General features: G+C 60.8%; 15 protein-coding genes and 1 pseudogene. 13 read left to right on the top strand and 3 right to left on the bottom strand.

Going from position 1 to position 17,912, the window contains the following annotated elements; all coding sequences use genetic code 11:
• Window positions 1-100 precede the first annotated feature (100 nt).
• The 4 genes and pseudogenes from VQ067_RS21145 to VQ067_RS21130 all read left to right on the top strand — a co-directional run.
• Window positions 101-818, top strand: a pseudogene (locus tag VQ067_RS21145) (IS3 family transposase); the annotation flags it as partial.
• Between the two features lie 136 nt (window positions 819-954).
• Window positions 955-3,018, top strand: coding sequence for a type III secretion system effector cytotoxin ExoU (exoU, locus tag VQ067_RS21140; protein WP_033990318.1), 2,064 nt, complete (start codon window positions 955-957; stop codon window positions 3,016-3,018).
• A complete protein-coding gene (gene spcU, locus VQ067_RS21135; protein WP_003134054.1) occupies window positions 3,015-3,428 on the top strand; it encodes a CesT family type III secretion system chaperone SpcU in 414 nt (137 codons plus the stop codon). The genes exoU and spcU overlap by 4 nt, the downstream gene beginning before the upstream one ends.
• A 394-nt stretch (window positions 3,429-3,822) precedes the next feature.
• Window positions 3,823-4,227, top strand: a complete 405-nt coding sequence (locus tag VQ067_RS21130) for an acyl-CoA thioesterase (RefSeq protein WP_003108604.1) — start codon at window positions 3,823-3,825, stop codon at window positions 4,225-4,227.
• A 120-nt stretch (window positions 4,228-4,347) separates the two neighbouring features.
• Here VQ067_RS21130 and VQ067_RS21125 read toward each other — a convergent pair whose 3' ends face one another.
• Both VQ067_RS21125 and VQ067_RS21120 read right to left on the bottom strand, forming a co-directional pair.
• Entirely contained in the window at window positions 4,348-4,908 is a 561-nt protein-coding gene (locus VQ067_RS21125) for a hypothetical protein (RefSeq protein ID WP_003086226.1), read from the bottom strand.
• 377 nt (window positions 4,909-5,285) lie between these two features.
• Entirely contained in the window at window positions 5,286-5,924 is a 639-nt protein-coding gene (locus tag VQ067_RS21120) for an NUDIX hydrolase (RefSeq protein ID WP_033990316.1), read from the bottom strand.
• 599 nt (window positions 5,925-6,523) lie between these two features.
• Here VQ067_RS21120 and VQ067_RS21115 point away from each other — a divergent pair.
• The 4 genes from VQ067_RS21115 to VQ067_RS21100 all read left to right on the top strand — a co-directional run bounded on the left by VQ067_RS21115 (window position 6,524) and on the right by VQ067_RS21100 (window position 11,349).
• Window positions 6,524-6,901: an Hpt domain-containing protein gene (locus VQ067_RS21115; RefSeq protein ID WP_003134050.1), complete on the top strand. Its 378-nt coding sequence runs from the start codon at window positions 6,524-6,526 to the stop codon at window positions 6,899-6,901.
• Between the two features lie 444 nt (window positions 6,902-7,345).
• Window positions 7,346-7,963 (top strand): fimbrial protein, encoded by a 618-nt coding sequence (locus VQ067_RS21110; protein WP_003086231.1) that lies wholly within the window; start codon window positions 7,346-7,348, stop codon window positions 7,961-7,963.
• Between the two features lie 57 nt (window positions 7,964-8,020).
• Window positions 8,021-8,734, top strand: coding sequence for a fimbrial biogenesis chaperone (locus VQ067_RS21105; RefSeq protein WP_003134048.1), 714 nt, complete (start codon window positions 8,021-8,023; stop codon window positions 8,732-8,734).
• 95 nt (window positions 8,735-8,829) lie between these two features.
• Entirely contained in the window at window positions 8,830-11,349 is a 2,520-nt protein-coding gene (locus tag VQ067_RS21100) for a fimbria/pilus outer membrane usher protein (RefSeq protein ID WP_003134047.1), read from the top strand.
• A gap of 79 nt (window positions 11,350-11,428) precedes the next feature.
• On the opposite strand, the gene VQ067_RS21095 is transcribed toward VQ067_RS21100, so the two are convergent.
• Window positions 11,429-11,950, bottom strand: coding sequence for a methylated-DNA--[protein]-cysteine S-methyltransferase (locus tag VQ067_RS21095; protein ID WP_003086236.1), 522 nt, complete (start codon window positions 11,948-11,950; stop codon window positions 11,429-11,431).
• 558 nt (window positions 11,951-12,508) lie between these two features.
• Here VQ067_RS21095 and pqsA point away from each other — a divergent pair.
• From pqsA to pqsE, 5 genes are read left to right on the top strand one after another with little or no spacing between them, the layout of a single operon-like run.
• Window positions 12,509-14,062 carry an anthranilate--CoA ligase gene (pqsA, locus tag VQ067_RS21090; protein WP_003086238.1) on the top strand — a complete coding sequence of 518 codons (1,554 nt, stop codon included), beginning with the start codon at window positions 12,509-12,511 and terminating at the stop codon, window positions 14,060-14,062.
• Window positions 14,056-14,907, top strand: a complete 852-nt coding sequence (pqsB, locus tag VQ067_RS21085; RefSeq protein WP_003086240.1) for a 2-heptyl-4(1H)-quinolone synthase subunit PqsB — start codon at window positions 14,056-14,058, stop codon at window positions 14,905-14,907. Before pqsA ends, pqsB begins: the two co-directional genes overlap by 7 nt.
• A complete protein-coding gene (gene pqsC, locus VQ067_RS21080) occupies window positions 14,900-15,946 on the top strand; it encodes a 2-heptyl-4(1H)-quinolone synthase subunit PqsC (RefSeq protein WP_003108612.1) in 1,047 nt (348 codons plus the stop codon). Before pqsB ends, pqsC begins: the two co-directional genes overlap by 8 nt.
• Before the next feature lie 42 nt (window positions 15,947-15,988).
• Window positions 15,989-17,002: an anthraniloyl-CoA anthraniloyltransferase gene (pqsD, locus tag VQ067_RS21075; RefSeq protein ID WP_003086245.1), complete on the top strand. Its 1,014-nt coding sequence runs from the start codon at window positions 15,989-15,991 to the stop codon at window positions 17,000-17,002.
• Window positions 16,996-17,901: a 2-aminobenzoylacetyl-CoA thioesterase PqsE gene (gene pqsE / locus VQ067_RS21070; RefSeq protein ID WP_033990313.1), complete on the top strand. Its 906-nt coding sequence runs from the start codon at window positions 16,996-16,998 to the stop codon at window positions 17,899-17,901. Before pqsD ends, pqsE begins: the two co-directional genes overlap by 7 nt.
• The last annotated feature ends 11 nt before the right edge of the window (window positions 17,902-17,912 follow it).

Below are 17,912 nucleotides of genomic sequence, written 5' to 3'. Positions count from 1 at the left end.
TGCCCCCCGATTTCAGTACCACGCTGAACTTAGTAGAGTCCGTTTTCCAAGCAGGAGACGGCAGTGCAGAAGCGTTCTTCTCGACTTCCTCAAGCGGGTCGAGGCTAGTGTACCGACCGAGCTGCACGCCCAACTGGTGGAACTGGCCCAGCAGTATCGACGCTGTAGCTAACGCCGCCTGCACATCCTGCTGTGGCGTGCAGGTCAACCACAAGCGGATTTACCGGCTGTACCGAGCCGCCGGCTTGATGGTGAGGCGGCGGAGGGTCGCGGTGGCGCGCGAATGCCTGAGCCTGTCGAGCGCACCGAACCAGGTCTTGTCGATGGATTTCGTCTTCGACGCGCTCAGCACTGGGCGACGGATCAAATGCCTGACGGTGGTCGATGACTTCACCAAGGTGTCGGTCGACATCTTGGTGGAGTACGGTATCAGCGGTTTTCGTGTCACGCAGGCGCTGGACGAGATGGCGCGGTTTCGTGGCTACCCGCAGGCGATCCGCACCGACCAGGGCCCCGAGTTCACCGGCAAGGCGCTTGATCAGTGGGCCTGTCAGCGTGACATCAAGTTGAAGCTGATTCAGCCTGGCCAGCCCACGCAGAGCGCCTTCATCGAGTCATTCAACGGCAAGTTCCGGGGCGAATGCCTCAATGAGCACTGCTCGCTGGTCGAAGCCAGAATCCGTATCGCGGCTTGGCGGGATTACAACGAGCACCGACCACACAGCGCCATTGGCAATCTCTCCCCGGCAGAGCTTGCTGCGAAGTGGCGAACCAACCAGCAGCAGCTGAAGCGGGAAAAGTTGATATCAACCCCATAGCCTACTAACTAGGCAGCGGTACTAAAACTGGGGGCAGGCCAGTCCGAACTGATAAAAAAACGTCCGAAACTGGCAAAACCTTATGGCCGGTTTTCCTAATATTTGCTCCGAACCCTCGGTATTTCAAGGAGCGAACATGCATATCCAATCGTTGGGGGCTACTGCCTCCTCGCTGAATCAGGAGCCTGTCGAAACCCCGTCGCAGGCAGCGCATAAGTCCGCCAGCTTGCGTCAGGAACCTTCAGGGCAAGGTCTCGGGGTTGCCCTAAAGAGCACGCCGGGAATACTTTCCGGGAAGTTGCCGGAAAGCGTTAGCGACGTGCGTTTCAGCAGTCCCCAAGGGCAAGGGGAGTCCCGTACTCTGACTGACTCGGCAGGGCCGCGGCAGATCACTCTGCGCCAGTTTGAGAACGGAATCACCGAGCTACAGCTCAGTCGGCCACCATTGACCAGTCTGGTCCTAAGCGGCGGTGGTGCCAAAGGTGCGGCATACCCGGGAGCAATGCTGGCGCTAGAAGAGAAAGGCATGCTCGATGGCATCCGCAGCATGTCCGGTTCGTCCGCTGGCGGCATCACCGCCGCCCTTTTGGCCTCAGGTATGAGCCCGGCGGCGTTCAAGACCCTTTCCGACAAGATGGATCTTATTTCGCTGCTCGACAGCTCGAACAAGAAGCTGAAGCTGTTCCAACACATTAGCAGCGAGATCGGCGCATCGCTGAAAAAGGGCTTGGGCAACAAGATCGGCGGCTTCTCTGAGTTGCTGCTCAATGTACTCCCACGCATAGATTCGCGGGCTGAGCCCCTAGAACGCCTATTGCGCGACGAGACACGCAAGGCCGTGCTCGGACAGATCGCTACGCATCCAGAGGTTGCACGCCAGCCGACCGTTGCCGCCATCGCCAGCAGATTGCAGTCCGGCTCCGGAGTCACCTTTGGCGATCTAGATCGGTTGAGTGCTTACATTCCCCAGATTAAGACGCTGAACATCACAGGTACGGCCATGTTCGAGGGGCGTCCGCAATTAGTGGTGTTCAATGCCAGCCACACACCGGATCTGGAGGTCGCCCAGGCGGCACATATCTCCGGTTCCTTCCCAGGAGTGTTCCAGAAGGTCAGCTTGAGTGATCAGCCGTACCAGGCCGGCGTAGAGTGGACAGAATTCCAGGATGGCGGGGTGATGATTAACGTGCCGGTCCCTGAGATGATCGACAAGAATTTTGACAGCGGGCCACTGCGGCGCAACGACAACCTGATCCTTGAGTTCGAGGGCGAAGCTGGGGAGGTAGCGCCCGACCGAGGTACTAGGGGCGGCGCGCTCAAGGGCTGGGTCGTCGGGGTGCCTGCCCTGCAGGCGCGCGAAATGCTGCAGCTCGAGGGCCTGGAGGAATTGCGCGAGCAAACCGTTGTGGTGCCGTTGAAGAGCGAGCGCGGTGATTTCAGTGGCATGCTCGGTGGCACCTTGAACTTCACCATGCCGGACGAGATCAAGGCGCATCTTCAGGAGCGCCTCCAGGAGCGAGTCGGTGAACATCTGGAGAAACGTCTTCAGGCTTCAGAGCGTCATACCTTCGCTTCTCTCGACGAGGCGCTGCTGGCACTTGATGACAGTATGCTCACCAGTGTTGCTCAACAGAACCCGGAGATCACAGACGGGGCGGTGGCTTTTCGCCAGAAGGCGCGGGATGCGTTCACCGAGCTGACTGTCGCTATCGTTAGCGCCAATGGCTTGGCGGGTAGGCTCAAGTTGGACGAGGCTATGCGCTCCGCTCTTCAGCGACTCGATGCGCTGGCAGATACTCCGGAACGCCTAGCATGGTTGGCAGCTGAGTTGAACCATGCTGATAACGTTGATCATCAGCAGTTACTCGATGCCATGCGCGGGCAGACGGTGCAGTCGCCGGTGCTCGCCGCTGCGTTAGCAGAGGCGCAGCGCCGCAAAGTGGCGGTTATTGCCGAGAACATTCGTAAGGAAGTTATCTTCCCCTCTCTGTATCGCCCTGGCCAGCCGGATTCCAACGTAGCTCTGTTACGTCGGGCGGAGGAGCAGCTACGGCATGCCACCAGTCCGGCGGAAATCAATCAAGCGCTGAACGATATCGTCGACAACTACTCGGCACGAGGCTTCCTGCGTTTCGGCAAACCCTTGAGTTCGACTACCGTTGAGATGGCTAAGGCTTGGCGGAATAAGGAGTTCACATGATTGATACATGGCTGGCACAGTGGGGCTTGAGACTTCCCTCGAGCAACGATGCCACGTTGCGGCTGCAACCGGCAGAGGGACCGGAACTGGTTATGGAGCGCCTCGAGGGCGGTTGGCTTTTCGTCGTCGAGTTGGGACTTGTGCCTTCAGGGTTACCGCTGGGTGTGATCTTGCAATTGTTACAAGTGAACTCTCCATTCTCATCCTTGGCACCGGTGAAACTTGCGGCGGACGATGCCGGTAGACTTGTGCTCTGGGCTGAGGCACGTGATGGCGTTGACGATGTGGATGCACTGAACCGCTTGCACGATAGGCTGCGGGAAGGACATTCACGATTAGTGCCATTGCTAGAGCCCACGGGTGAGTTGGTTCCAGCTCAGATACAAACCAGCGCGTTAGTGTTCGTTTGAACGCAAGGGGAAGGAGCGATACTGCCAATAAAATCCGCAGTTGGTAATTTCTCTAATAGATGGGCCACCCGAAGGTGGCCTATCTGTTCATGCTGCAATGAGTTGTCGTGCCAACACCATTTCTACCGAGCCCCATCCTGGTTCAACGAGCCGAGGCCCTCGAGGTGGGCTTTTCTGTTTCTGGAGTCCGGATATCCGATCCACAGCGCGCCAGAACGAGCGGCTGGTTTCGTGCTTTCGCCAGTTATATCGGCACTGGCAACCACAGTTGTGTGCCTGCCAGTCTGCTTCCATGCAGCCTGGTGAACAGGTGCATGGCTATCCGAGGATTTGTCAGTGGGCCTTGACTTTCATAGAGTGAAGCTCCTTTCCTCGCGACTGGATTAGTGACGCGATGCCGACCCCGGTTTTCATAAAAAGAACGGTACTGTTTGGCGACTGTGATCCCGAAGGGATCGTCTATACGCCACGTTTTTCATACTTCGTGCTGGAAGCGGTGCAGGAGGCGCTCGGGGTCTGGCTGGGAGGCCCGGGGCTCAGAACCCTCCTGGGTTTCAGGATTCTTCCCCCGGCGAGAGCGTTCTCCCTGGAATTCCTGCATCCGGTCACCTGGGACGACGAACTCACGCTGCGAGTGGGTGTGTCGAACGTGGGGACGCATTCTTTCTCGTTTTCAGTCGAAGGACGTCTTTCGCCGGACGTGGTGGCGTTCACTGCGAGTCTGACGCAGGTCTGTGTCTCCCCGGATACCCGCGAAGTCATGGAAGTCCCCGCGCAGCTCCGCGCGCTCCTCGCATAGAGACACATTCTGGCTATTCGTCGCGGCGCTGGCTACGGCCGGCAGGACGCTGCGAGCGGCATGCCGCTGACCTGCTCCGTGGCGCTCCGGAGGAGGGCGGCAAGCCGCCTTCCTTCATTTCTACTCGTTGCCGAGCATCGCATCCAGATCGCGCATGGTCTGTTTCTTGGCCTGGACGCCCTGCAGTTCGACGAACATTGCCTGGACGGTCTGCACCATGCGCGCAATGGGCATCTTGCCCAGCGGCAACATCTGGTTGTTGTCGCGGATGGCCGGGGCGCAGACGAAGGCGAACGAGCGTTGCAGCCAATAATCGTATTTCTCCGGGTCGATCCAGCCGTCGACGGTTTTCACGTTGGTGATGACGTTGTCGATGCGGCGCATGGCGCGTGCGTTGTCGAAGCGGACGCTGCGCTCCTTGCACTTGAACTGGACCTCGTAGGCCGTCAGCGTCGGCATCGACCGGTCTTCGAATAGCTGGATGATCTGCGCCGACTGGATACCTTTGGGTTGCTGCAAGATGCCGGTGGCGTTGGCGACGAATACCTCGTTGTTGTAGCGTTCGCCCTTGCCGTAGACGATCCAGTAGTCGCCGGTGCTTTCGGCGACCGCAGTCGTTGCCGTGCAGATGAAGGCGAGCGGCAGCAGCCAGCGCCGAGCGTGAAGGAATGGTTTGCCCACGAGTTCGTCCTTGAATGTCTTGTTCCCGACCGCGGAGGGTCATCCAAGGGACGAATCATAGGTGCATCCCAAGGTGAGGGTCGACTAGCACGGATGAGCTATGGACGAAGCGGGGGGAACTCGCTCGGAGCTTGCACGTTCGGGATGGTCGGGCGGCTGGCGCTTCGGGTGCGCTCCGGCAAGCATTCGAACGAGAACGACGGGCTGGCTTTACTGGTCGGAAGGCACGCTGCGCCGCTGTTGGCGGCGTCAAGCTGCCGGCGATGGTGGAGGGCGGCAAGCGCTCATCGACTGGTCGGTCGATCTGCCGGGTGCGCCTGCTGGACGCCGTTGGGGTCAGGCCGTCTGCCGCGCGATGACTCCATGAGGTCTGCAGCCTAGTCGAAAAGCGCCTCTGGCGTTCCTGCGCGGATTCGCTGCCATAACGTCTGGATCTGCGAGGCCAGTACCCGGTGCTCGGAAAGCGGCGGCAAGGCGTCCACCGGAAAGTACTCGGCCGCCGACGTTTCGTCCGTTTGTTGCTGAAGCCTGCCACCGGTGACGTGGCAGAAGAAGAAGGCTTTCAACGCATGCGGCAGTTGGGGAGGGTAGGGATGCTTGTGCTTGTCCAGCAATGCCAACAGGCGTATCGCTCGAACTTCCAGTCCGCTTTCTTCCTGGGTTTCGCGAACTACCGCATCTGCCGGCGACTCGTTTACGTCGCACCAGCCGCCCGGTAGGGTCCAGCGACCATCCGAGGCCTCGCGGACCAGCAGGACCCGCTGTTGCGAGTCGAGGATCAACGCACGGACGTCCAGTTTCGGGGTCGGGTAGTGGCTGTCCAGAGTGATCCAGTTCTCGACCCGTTCGTACGCCACCCCCTGGTCGCTGGCGATGAATTCGGCGACGGCATGCTGGAGCGCGCGAAAGCGTCCGATGTCGAAGCGGTCCTTGGAGAAGGCGAGACCGGCCTGGGCGGTGGACAGTATCAATTCCAGAAGACGGGCAAGCGCCCTGCGATCGCTGACCGATGGCATCCTTCCTTCCGTTTTTTCGGCCTTCGCGTGGTCCGCGTCGTGCAAGCCGTCCAATGGATTTGCCATAGATAGAACCCTCGCCGCTCGATGATCTGTAGAGCTGGTTTTCAACCAGGTGTTCCCTGCGTCTTCCTCGTATGCCTGTGCACGCCAATAGTGGTCCATCAAACCATGGTTGCGACCGTCGCTTTCCAACACATGCGCGTCACCCCAGGTTCGCGTGTCGCAGCGATGGCTCCACTGCCAGGTTCGCTTCGAACCGTCAGGCGGTCGCAACTGATGACGCCTCTTCGCACAGACTTACCGTAGGAGTTTCCCTCCCCGAAACGAGCGGTCGGGCCGGCTGCGGTCGGCTGGCAAAGGTAGACTCCGTGCCGGCCATGAGTGTTTCCAGGGCTGTTTGCGTCTGTTCGAGGAGACGCAACAAGCGATGCTCCCCTGTTTGGACGGCAGAGGCGGAGACAATTCCCTTATGCTGCTTGCGGATAACTGGCCCGGACGGCATATACGGCCTTGTCGTTCTACGGATGCCTGGAGTCCCGCAGGCGGGACAGCGCAACGCGCAGTGACCTTCCTTTAAGCATATCGATGGAGTCTGTATGAAAGCGCTTGGTTCGGAATCGCCGATGGAAAGTCTTTTCGACATTCGTTCGCTGGAGGCCATTACCGGCGGCGAGCCGGCTGCATTGCGGCGGTTGCTGGAAACTTTATTGGCCAGCAGTCGGGATGATCGTACTCGGTTGGCGGAATTGCTTGAACTCGCAGACCTGCAAGGAGTGGCCGAACTTGCGCACAGGATAAAAGGGGCTGCGAGGGTGGTGGGCAGCAGCCTATTGGTCGAGTCTTGTTCCTGCCTTGAAAAGGCTTGCCAGAACCCATCGGAGTCTTCCGAGCGGATAGCCAATCTGGCCTCTTCATTGGAAGGCAAACTAAGTGCGTTCGAAATCAGTATCTCAACCGAATTGGCAAGGCTCTAGAGATCGGGCCGGATAGAACTTTCAGAAGCTGTTCAGGTCTCTCCATAACCTGAATCGCCTCTATTCTCCAGCATGGATTTCTCGAACCCATAAGCTCCGCGTTTGCTGCTGGGGCAATGGGGTAATTGGGTACTTGCTGGGTTTGCTTTGATTTGTCTTGGTTTTTCATTCTTCCATATAAGAGGCGCTATCGAAGCTGATGGCGCTTCTTTCGGATCGTTCATTGTCTTTGGCTGTTGGTGGCAGCGAGCTTGTGGTGTCGGAGGGTTTTTAACTACGAGGTTTTTGGCGCTTGTAGGAAACTTCATACAAGCACTGGGGAAGTTTCACACGATTGCCTGGGAAGTGCTTCGTTGTCGTTCTATTCGGCTTTTCGGAGAATGTTGCTGGCTCTTATAGAGTTCAAAAATCGCAACACTTTCACTGTCAAAAGGAAGCTCAATCGTGTCCATTTCCATGAAAAGCATTCTGGCTGCCGCAGTAGCCAGCCTGGTCGTCGGCAATGCCATGGCGGCAGACGGCACCATCAATTTCAAAGGTGAAATCACCGCGGCCGCTTGCAGCATCACTGGAGGTGCTGGCACCACCGTTGGCGGTGCAGCGGGCAACCAGACCATCGACGTAAACCTCGGCAAGATCAGCATCGACTCGCTGAGCGGCACCGCGGGCGGCAGCATCGCTGGTGGTACCAGCCTGAATCTGAACCTGGACTGTGGCAAGACCGGTACCGGTCTGACCACCGTGAAGCTGAAGTTCGACCCGATGTCCGGTACCGGCATCGATTCGCACAACGAAAGCCTGCTGAAGCTTGGTAAAGACTCCACTGCCACTGGCGTCGGTATTGGCATCTATGGTTCCGATGGCAAGCTGCTGAACCTGTCGGCGAACGAGACCATTGATGCACCCTTGAATTCCAGGGTTGAAAAAGATGGCGAAGGCCAAGACATCACCCTTTACAGCGCCAATCTGAATCTGCGGGCTGCTTACGTAAAGTCTGGCGCTGCGGCCGCTACGGCAGGTGTTGCCAACGGCTCCCTGCCCTTCACCCTGGAATACAACTAAGTTCTGCTACATGGGCGGGGTATGTATATACCCCGCTCCATGAGGTGTGAGTTCGTCATGAAATATCCATTTTCTTCCAGAGTTATCTGGGGTGGCATCCTTTTGCTTTTTTCCACCCTTGCCAATGCGGGAATCACACTGGGAGGAACCCGGGTCGTTCTGCAGGCGCCTGCCAAGGAGGCTGCAATCCTGGTCAGGAACCAGGCTTCCAAGGACGTGATGATTCAATCCTGGGTAGAGGCTGATAATGGGGCAGATAATCGCGAGGTCCCGTTTGCCATCACGCCTGCCCTAAGTCGTTTGGGAGGCAACAAGCAGCAAACCCTGCGTATCCTGTTTCAAGGGGAAGGCTTGCCGAGCGACAGGGAATCCGTATTCCGCCTGAACGTCCAGGAAATTCCGCAAAAATCTGCGTCGGCTAATACGTTGCAGATAGCTTTGCGCCAGCGTATCAAGGTCTTCTACCGCCCCGATAACTTGTCGGGAACTTCCGCCGAAGCGCCTGGAAAGTTGATCTGGCGTCTTGTTCGGCAGGGAGGTAAGTCGGTTGTCGAAGTTTCCAACGATACTGCGTTTCATGTCTCTTTCGCCAACGTGAAATTAAAAGCTGGCAATGCCTCCTATGTCGTTGATGCCGACATGGTCGCGCCGAAGTCGAGTCGCCGATTCGAAATCAAGGGAACTCCCCCCGGCGTTTCTGGAAATATCGAGTTCCAGAGCGTAAATGACTATGGCGGCCTCGATAAACATTCCAGCTCCTTATCCGACTGAAGCTCAGAAGAGCAGAAGGGCAGAAGAGCTGCTCTTAACTTCCCCTATGGATGGGTTTTTCCGGTTTGTCGGAAATTAGTCCAAGGAATATTCGCGTGGCCATATTTAGGAAAAGGTTCGACCTCAAGGTGTCCGTCTATTCCAGGTCTTCCTGTCTCGTGGCCTTGGGATTGGCTTTGCCTGCCGTAACTTCCGCGGTGGAATTCAACGCCGAGTTCCTGAACAACGAGGGCGGGGCGCCCGTTGAACTGAAGTATTTCGAGAACGGCAACTCGGTGTCGCCCGGCACTTACAGCGTCGACATTCATTTGAACCAGATCATGATCCGGCGCGAAGATGTCGTGTTCAGTGCCGATCCCGACACCGGAAGCGTTCGCCCGATCATTCGGATGGGCCTGCTCAAGGAGATTGGGGTCGATATCGCCCGGCTGACTCGGGACAAGCTCATTCCGGCCAACCTGGAAAACAATACTCCCCTGAATGTCGCCGAACTCATCCCCGGTGCATCCGTAGAGTTCGACGTCAACAGCCTTTCCCTGCTGGTCAGCATTCCACAGCTGTATGTACAGCGGCACTCGCGTGGCTATGTGGATCCCTCTCTTTGGGATGACGGCGTCACCGCGTTGTTTTCCAACTACCAGGCCAACTTCACGCGCAACACCAATTTTGGCCAGAACAGCGATTACCGCTACCTGGGTCTGCGCAACGGCTTCAACCTGTTTGGCTGGCGCCTGCGCAACGACTCTTCCCTGAGCGGAGGTACCGGCATGCGCAACAAGTTCAGTAGCAACCGTACCTATGTGGAACGTGACATTCGTGCCCTGAAGGGGACCTTGTCCCTCGGTGAGTTGTATACCTCCGCTCAGGGGGATGCTTTCGAGAGCGTGCGTATGCGCGGCGTGCAACTGCAATCCGATATCGGCATGCTGCCCGACAACGAGATCAGCTATACCCCGGTGGTGCGCGGTATCGCTGAAACCAATGCGACGGTCGAGGTGAGTCAGAATGGCTTCGTGATCTATTCCACCAACGTACCGCCCGGTGCGTTCGAGATCACCGACATCTATCCCAGCGGCTCCAATGGCGACCTGGAGGTCAAGATCATCGAGGCGGACGGACGCCAGCGGTCCTTCAAGCAGTCCTATTCCTACCTGCCGGTCATGACCCGCAAGGGGAACCTGCGCTATGGCCTGGCCGCCGGTGAATACCATAATGACGGCCAGCCGTCGGTCAACCTGCTCCAGGGATCGGCTGTGTATGGCTTGTCCGACAGGGTTACCGGCTTTGGCGGCCTGCTGGCTGCGGAGAAGTACAATGCCACCAACCTGGGCCTCGGCTTCAACACGCCCCTGGGCGGTCTTTCTGCGGACGTGACCCATAGCCAGTCCCGCACGCGACGGGGTGGGCGCAACCAGGGGCAGAGTCTGCGGCTTCTCTATTCCAAGACCATCAACGCCACCGAAACCAGCTTTACCGTGGTGGGCTATCGCTATTCCACGGAAGGCTACCGTACTCTCAGCCAGCATATCGACGACATGTCCGACGAGAGCTACCTCTATGGCTCAAGTTCCAGTCGGCAGAAGAGCCGCATAGACCTGACGGTGAACCAGACGCTGTTCCGACGCAGTTCGCTCTATCTCACGGCGGGCGAAACCACATATTGGAATCGCCCCGGCAGCAGCCGTCGCGTGCAGTTCGGCTTCAGCAGCGGCATCAAGCGCGCGAGCTACAGCCTGGCGGTTTCCCGTACCCAGGAGACGGGGTCGTTCGGGCGCTCCGATACCCAGTTCACGGCCTCCGTCAGCATCCCCTTGGGCGGTAGCGCACGCTCCAGTCAGGTATATGCCAATGCCGTGAGTTCACAGCATGGTGATTCGAGTCTGAACACCGGTATCTCCGGATACCTGGATGAAGCCAATGCGTTCAACTACAGCGCACAGGCCAACTACAGCAAGGACGGCGGCAACTCCGGCAGCGTCGGCCTGGGTTGGGACACGTCCAAGGCCAAGTTGTCCGCCAATTACAGCCAGGGGCGCGACAACAAGCAGATCAACCTGGGAGCAAGCGGTTCGGTAGTGGTGCATCCGGGGGGAGTGACCTTCGGCCAGCCGGTGGGGGAAACGTTCGGCCTGGTGGAGGTTCCGGAGGTTGGCGGCGTCGGCCTCGACGGCTACTCTTCGGTTCGCACCGACGGCCGTGGCTATGCCGTGCTCCCCTACATGCAACCCTATCGTTACAACTGGGTGAACCTGGATACCAATACCCTTGGAAGCGATACCGAGATCAGCGACAGCACGCAAATGGCCGTGCCGACCCGGGGCGCCGTGGTTGCCAAGCGTTTCTCCGCGGAGTCCGGTCGGCGGGTGCAGTTCGTCCTGAGCATGGAGTCTGGAGGAAAGATTCCCTTCGGTGCACAGGCATACGACAAGGAAGAGCGGGTCGTGGGAATGGTCGACAACCTGTCCCGTTTGCTGGTGTTCGGTATCGAGGACCAGGGGCGCCTGTCCATTCGCTGGAGCGATGGCTCCTGTTCAGTCGACTATCAGTTGCCGCCCAGGAACAAGGACCTGACGTACGAACGAGTTGCGCTCAGTTGCCGTCGGTCCTCGATCTGAAATGTCCCCGCTGCAGTCGGGTCAAGTCAAAAGGCGAGGATTTTTCCGGTGAACACCGGGCGCGAGGGCAAGCGGCAGCTCACTCGTCCTCGATCATGCTCAACAGGTCTGGTGTCCTGCCTCGGGTTTCCAAACGCAGCAACCACTGCTTGGCGGCCAACCCACCGGCGAAACCGGTGAGGCCGCCAGAGGCTCCGATCACCCTATGGCAAGGTGCAACAATGGACAGTGGGTTCCGTCCGTTGGCGGCTCCAACCGCCCGTACTGCGTTGGGGCTGCCGATCTGCACGGCTATTTCCGTATAGCTGCGGGTCTCGCCGAATGGAATGGTGAGCAGGGCGGACCAGACCTTTTTCTGAAATTCGGTACCTTGGAAGTCGAGCGGGAGTTCGAACCGGGAACGTTTGCCGGAAAAATATTCCCGCAACTGGCGTTCGGTTTCCGCCAGGAGGGAGCTGTCCTCGGAGAGGCGCATCTCGTCCAGCGGTACTCGGTTGGGACGCTCATGCTGCCAAAGAATCGCGACCAGAAAGGCATCGTCCCTGGCTACCAGGGTCAGTGTGCCGACCGGCGATTCCATTTTCCTGTAGCTATGGGGCATGTAGGTGTCCTCTTCGGCAGGATCGCCCAGTGTACTACGCAATGGGATTTCAACAGGGAGGCCTGCAAATGGCAGGTGAGACGGGGTGGAGCGCTATCGGCCCGATGGATGGCCGCTCGCTTCCAGGCATGCCGTCGCCCCCATGGAGCCCAGGCCGAGCGCCTCGAACTGTGAGATCTGGGAGGCGATTTGCCGAGCAAAGTGGGTTGTCATTGGTTTGCCATCTCATGGGTTCGGACGCGGCCTCGAGCAAGGGTTGTAACGGTTTTTGTCTGGCCGATGGGGCTCTTGCGTAAAGAGGCTGCCACCCTTCTTGCTTGGTTGCCGTTCTCGGATCCCGCGCAGTCCGGTGGGTGTGCCAAATTTCTCGCGGTTTGGATCGCGCCGATTGCCGCGGCCTACGAAGCCCGTGGTTCTTCTCCCCGAAACTTTTTCGTTCGGACTCCGAATATCGCGCTTCGCCCAGCGCCGCTAGTTTCCCGTTCCTGACAAAGCAAGCGCTCTGGCTCAGGTATCTCCTGATTCGGATGCATATCGCTGAAGAGGGAACGTTCTGTCATGTCCACATTGGCCAACCTGACCGAGGTTCTGTTCCGCCTCGATTTCGATCCCGATACCGCCGTTTATCACTATCGGGGCCAGACTCTCAGCCGGCTGCAATGCCGGACCTACATTCTCTCCCAGGCCAGCCAACTGGCCCGCCTGCTCAAGCCCGGCGATCGCGTGGTGCTGGCGTTGAACGACTCGCCTTCGCTGGCCTGCCTGTTCCTGGCCTGCATCGCGGTCGGCGCCATTCCCGCCGTGATCAACCCCAAGTCCCGCGAGCAGGCCCTGGCCGATATCGCTGCCGACTGCCAGGCCAGCCTGGTGGTACGTGAAGCCGATGCACCGTCGCTGAGCGGTCCTTTGGCGCCGTTGACCCTGCGTGCGGCCGCCGGTCGCCCTTTGCTCGACGATTTCTCGCTGGACGCGCTGGTCGGCCCTGCGGACCTCGATTGGAGTGCCTTCCATCGCCAGGACCCGGCGGCAGCCTGTTTCCTGCAATACACCTCGGGTTCCACCGGGGCGCCCAAGGGGGTGATGCACAGCCTGCGCAACACGCTCGGATTCTGTCGGGCGTTCGCTACGGAGTTGCTGGCATTGCAGGCGGGAGACCGGCTGTATTCGATTCCCAAGATGTTCTTCGGCTATGGCATGGGCAACAGCCTGTTCTTTCCCTGGTTCAGCGGAGCCTCGGCGCTGCTCGACGATACCTGGCCGAGCCCGGAGCGCGTCCTGGAGAACCTGGTCGCCTTCCGCCCCCGGGTCTTGTTTGGGGTGCCAGCCATCTATGCCTCGCTGCGTGCGCAGGCCAGGGAGCTGTTGAGCAGCGTGCGCCTGGCGTTTTCCGCCGGCTCGCCGCTGCCGCGCGGCGAGTTCGAATTCTGGGCCGCGCACGGGCTGGAGATCTGCGACGGCATCGGGGCTACCGAGGTCGGCCATGTGTTCCTCGCCAACCGCCCGGGGCAGGCGCGTGCCGACAGCACCGGGCTGCCGTTGCCTGGCTATGAGTGCCGGCTGGTGGACCGCGAAGGACACACTATCGAGGAAGCGGGCCAGCAAGGCGTGCTGTTGGTGCGTGGCCCTGGGCTGAGTCCGGGTTACTGGCGGGCCAGCGAAGAGCAGCAGGCGCGCTTCGCAGGTGGCTGGTATCGCACCGGCGACCTGTTCGAGCGCGACGAGTCGGGTGCCTACCGCCACTGTGGGCGGGAAGACGATCTGTTCAAGGTGAATGGCCGCTGGGTGGTGCCGACCCAGGTCGAGCAGGCGATCTGCCGTCATCTGCCGGAAGTGAGCGAGGCGGTTCTGGTTCCTACCTGCCGGCTGCACGACGGCTTGCGTCCGACCCTGTTCGTCACCCTGGCCACTCCGCTGGACGACAACCAGATCCTGCTGGCGCAGCGTATCGACCAGCATCTCGCCGAACAGATTCCCTCGCACATGCTGCCTAGCCAATTGCATGTGCTGCCGGCCTTGCCGCGCAACGACAACGGCAAGTTGGCGCGCGCCGAGCTGCGCCACCTGGCCGACACCCTTTATCACGACAACCTTCCGGAGGAACGGGCATGTTGATTCAGGCTGTGGGGGTGAACCTGCCCCCATCCTATGTGTGTCTGGAGGGGCCGCTGGGAGGCGAACGCCCTCGCGCCCAGGGCGACGAGATGCTGATGCAGCGCTTGCTGCCGGCGGTTCGCGAAGCCCTGGACGAGGCGGCGGTCAAGCCCGAGGAGATCGACCTGATCGTCGGCCTCGCCCTGTCTCCCGACCATCTGATCGAGAACCGCGACATCATGGCGCCGAAGATCGGCCATCCGTTGCAGAAGATCCTCGGCGCGAATCGCGCGCATGTCTTCGACCTCACCGACTCGAGCCTGGCTCGCGCCCTCTACGTGGTCGATACCCTCGCCAGCGACCAGGGCTATCGCAACGTCCTGGTCGTGCGCGGCGAATCCAGCCAGGGATTGGAAGTGGACAGCGAGTCTGGCTTCGCCCTTGCCGACGGCGCCCTGGCGCTGCTCTGCCGGCCGACCGGCAAGGCCGCGTTCCGTCGCGGTGCGCTGGGCGGTGATCCGGCGCAGGAATGGCTGCCGCTGAGCATTCCGCTGAATACCGATATTCGCCAGGTAGGCGACGTCAAGGGACACCTCAACCTGCCGGCCCAACCCGGATTGCCCGAAGCGGTACGCGATGGATTCACCCGTCTGGCCGGAGACTTCCCGCAACTGAACTGGGTGCGCGAGGAATGGTTCGGCCAGGGGCGGCCCGATGGTCGTTGCCTGGGGCCGTTCGAACTGGCGTCGCAACTGCGCGCGGCGCAGCGCGACCGTCTGGATGAACTGCTGCTGATCAGCTTCGATCCGTTCGGCATGGTGGTGGAGGGCGTGACCCTGGAACTGGCGGGAGAAGTTCATGCATAAGGTCAAACTGGCAGCGATCACCTGTGAACTTCCTGCTCGCAGCTACGAAAACGACGATCCGGTGTTCGCCGCGGTACCGGACCTCAGCGAGTCCTGGTGGCAATTCTGGGGCGTCAATCGGCGGGGCTATTTCGACCCGCGGAACGGTGAGAACGAGTTCAGCCTGGTGGTCCGGGCCGCCGAGCGCCTGCTGCGCAGCAGCGATACCGCGCCGGATAGCGTGGACATGCTGATCTGTTCGGCTTCCTCGCCGATCATGACCGACGCCGGCGATGTCCTGCCGGACCTGCGCGGGCGTCTCTATCCGCGCATGGCCAACGTGCTGTCCAAGCAGCTCGGCCTGAGCCGGGCGCTGCCATTGGATTCGCAGATGGAGTGCGCCAGCTTCCTGCTCAACCTGCGCCTGGCAGCGAGCATGATCCGCCAGGGCAAGGCCGAGAAAGTGCTGGTGGTGTGCAGCGAGTACATCTCCAACCTGCTCGACTTCACCTCGCGTACCTCGACCCTGTTCGCCGATGGCTGCGCGGTGGCCCTGCTGACCCGCGGCGACGACGACAGCTGCGATCTGCTGGCTTCGGCCGAACACAGCGACGCCACGTTCTATGAAGTGGCCACCGGTCGCTGGCGCCTGCCGGAAAACCCGACCGGCGAGGCCAAGCCGCGGCTGTATTTCTCGTTGTTCAGCGACGGCCAGAACAAGATGGCCAGCTTCGTCCCGACCAACGTGCCGATCGCGATGCGCCGGGCGTTGGAAAAGGCCGGCCTGGGCAGCGATGACATCGATTATTTCGTCTTCCACCAGCCAGCGCCGTTCCTGGTCAAGGCCTGGGCCGAGGGCATCGGTGCCCGTCCGGAGCAGTACCAGCTGACGATGGGCGATACCGGCGTGATGATCTCCGTTTCCATCCCGTACACCCTGATGACCGGCCTGCGCGAGGGCAAGATCCGCCCCGGCGATCGTATCGTCATGGCCGGCGCAGCCACCGGCTGGGGTTTCGCCGCCCAGGTCTGGCAATTGGGCGAGGTGCTGGTGTGCTGAGGCATCGCCATGTTGAACCACGGTGTCCGAGGAGGGCTGTACATGGGTAATCCGATCCTGGCCGGGCTGGGTTTCAGCCTGCCGAAACGCCAGGTCAGCAATCATGACCTGGTAGGGCGCATCAACACGTCGGATGAGTTCATCGTTGAACGCACCGGCGTACGCACCCGCTATCACGTCGAGCCGGAACAGGCGGTCAGCGCGCTGATGGTACCGGCGGCGCGCCAGGCCATCGAGGCTGCCGGGCTGCTGCCGGAGGACATCGACCTGTTGCTGGTGAACACCCTGTCGCCGGACCACCACGACCCGTCCCAGGCCTGCCTGATCCAGCCGCTGCTGGGCCTGCGGCATATCCCGGTGCTGGATATCCGGGCACAGTGCAGCGGGTTGCTGTACGGCTTGCAGATGGCTCGCGGGCAGATCCTCGCCGGGCTGGCACGGCATGTCCTGGTGGTCTGCGGCGAGGTGCTGTCCAAGCGCATGGACTGTTCGGACCGCGGCCGCAACCTGTCGATCCTGCTCGGCGACGGTGCCGGCGCGGTGGTGGTCAGCGCCGGCGAGAGTCTCGAAGACGGACTGCTGGACCTGCGCCTGGGCGCCGACGGCAACTACTTCGACCTGCTGATGACCGCGGCGCCGGGTAGTGCCTCGCCGACCTTCCTCGATGAGAACGTCCTGCGCGAGGGCGGGGGCGAGTTCCTCATGCGCGGCCGGCCGATGTTCGAGCATGCCAGCCAGACCCTGGTACGGATCGCCGGCGAAATGCTCGTGGCCCATGAGCTGACCTTGGACGACATCGACCATGTGATCTGCCATCAACCGAACCTGCGCATCCTCGATGCGGTGCAGGAGCAACTGGGCATTCCCCAGCACAAGTTCGCGGTGACCGTGGATCGTCTGGGCAACATGGCTTCGGCCTCGACCCCGGTCACGCTGGCGATGTTCTGGCCGGACATCCAGCCCGGACAGCGGGTGCTGGTCCTGACCTACGGTTCCGGCGCGACCTGGGGCGCGGCGCTGTACCGTAAACCTGAGGAGGTGAACCGGCCATGTTGAGGCTTTCGGCTCCCGGTCAACTGGATGATGACCTGTGCCTGTTGGGGGACGTCCAGGTGCCGGTGTTTCTGCTGCGTCTCGGTGAGGCGAGCTGGGCGCTGGTTGAAGGAGGGATCAGCCGGGATGCCGAATTGGTTTGGGCGGACCTGTGCCGCTGGGTCGCCGATCCGTCCCAGGTGCACTACTGGCTGATCACCCACAAGCACTACGACCACTGCGGCCTGCTGCCCTACCTGTGTCCGCGGCTGCCGAACGTACAGGTCCTGGCGTCCGAGCGGACCTGCCAGGCCTGGAAGTCGGAAAGCGCGGTGCGGGTGGTCGAGCGCTTGAACCGGCAACTGTTGCGTGCGGAGCAGCGGTTGCCCGAGGCCTGTGCCTGGGACGCTCTGCCGGTTCGCGCGGTGGCCGACGGCGAGTGGCTGGAGCTGGGACCGCGGCATCGCCTGCAGGTCATAGAGGCCCACGGCCACAGCGACGATCACGTGGTTTTCTACGACGTGCGACGCCGACGCCTGTTCTGCGGCGATGCCCTGGGCGAGTTCGACGAGGCAGAGGGGGTGTGGCGGCCGCTGGTGTTCGACGACATGGAGGCTTACCTGGAGTCCCTGGAACGTCTGCAGCGTCTGCCGACCCTGCTGCAACTGATCCCGGGACACGGCGGCCTGCTGCGGGGGCGGCTGGCCGCGGATGGGGCCGAGTCGGCCTATACCGAGTGTCTGCGCCTGTGCCGGCGGTTGCTCTGGCGCCAGTCCATGGGCGAGTCCCTCGACGAACTGAGCGAGGAGCTGCACTGCGCCTGGGGTGGGCAGAGCGTCGACTTCCTGCCCGGCGAACTGCACCTGGGGAGCATGCGCCGGATGCTGGAGATTCTCTCCCGCCAGGCGCTGCCTCTGGACTGAGGCGGGACATC

Source organism: Pseudomonas sp. KBN12P06040, from assembly GCF_037574965.1.
Classification (GTDB): Bacteria; Pseudomonadota; Gammaproteobacteria; order Pseudomonadales; family Pseudomonadaceae; genus Pseudomonas; species Pseudomonas aeruginosa.
Note: the sequence above shows the minus strand (reverse complement) of the source record. Positions and strands in the feature narration are given on the sequence as shown.

Excerpts from the sequence above, each read along its gene's own strand:
- exoU (WP_033990318.1), top strand. The coding sequence starts at position 955 with ATGCATATCCAATCGTTGGGGGCTACTGCCTCCTCGCTGAATCAGGAG.
- spcU (WP_003134054.1), top strand. The coding sequence starts at position 3,015 with ATGATTGATACATGGCTGGCACAGTGGGGCTTGAGACTTCCCTCGAGC.
- VQ067_RS21130 (WP_003108604.1), top strand. The coding sequence starts at position 3,823 with ATGCCGACCCCGGTTTTCATAAAAAGAACGGTACTGTTTGGCGACTGT.
- VQ067_RS21120 (WP_033990316.1), bottom strand. The coding sequence starts at position 5,924 with ATGCCATCGGTCAGCGATCGCAGGGCGCTTGCCCGTCTTCTGGAATTG.
- VQ067_RS21115 (WP_003134050.1), top strand. The coding sequence starts at position 6,524 with ATGAAAGCGCTTGGTTCGGAATCGCCGATGGAAAGTCTTTTCGACATT.
- VQ067_RS21105 (WP_003134048.1), top strand. The coding sequence starts at position 8,021 with ATGAAATATCCATTTTCTTCCAGAGTTATCTGGGGTGGCATCCTTTTG.
- VQ067_RS21095 (WP_003086236.1), bottom strand. The coding sequence starts at position 11,950 with ATGCCCCATAGCTACAGGAAAATGGAATCGCCGGTCGGCACACTGACC.
- pqsA (WP_003086238.1), top strand. The coding sequence starts at position 12,509 with ATGTCCACATTGGCCAACCTGACCGAGGTTCTGTTCCGCCTCGATTTC.
- pqsB (WP_003086240.1), top strand. The coding sequence starts at position 14,056 with ATGTTGATTCAGGCTGTGGGGGTGAACCTGCCCCCATCCTATGTGTGT.
- pqsC (WP_003108612.1), top strand. The coding sequence starts at position 14,900 with ATGCATAAGGTCAAACTGGCAGCGATCACCTGTGAACTTCCTGCTCGC.
- pqsD (WP_003086245.1), top strand. The coding sequence starts at position 15,989 with ATGGGTAATCCGATCCTGGCCGGGCTGGGTTTCAGCCTGCCGAAACGC.
- pqsE (WP_033990313.1), top strand. The coding sequence starts at position 16,996 with ATGTTGAGGCTTTCGGCTCCCGGTCAACTGGATGATGACCTGTGCCTG.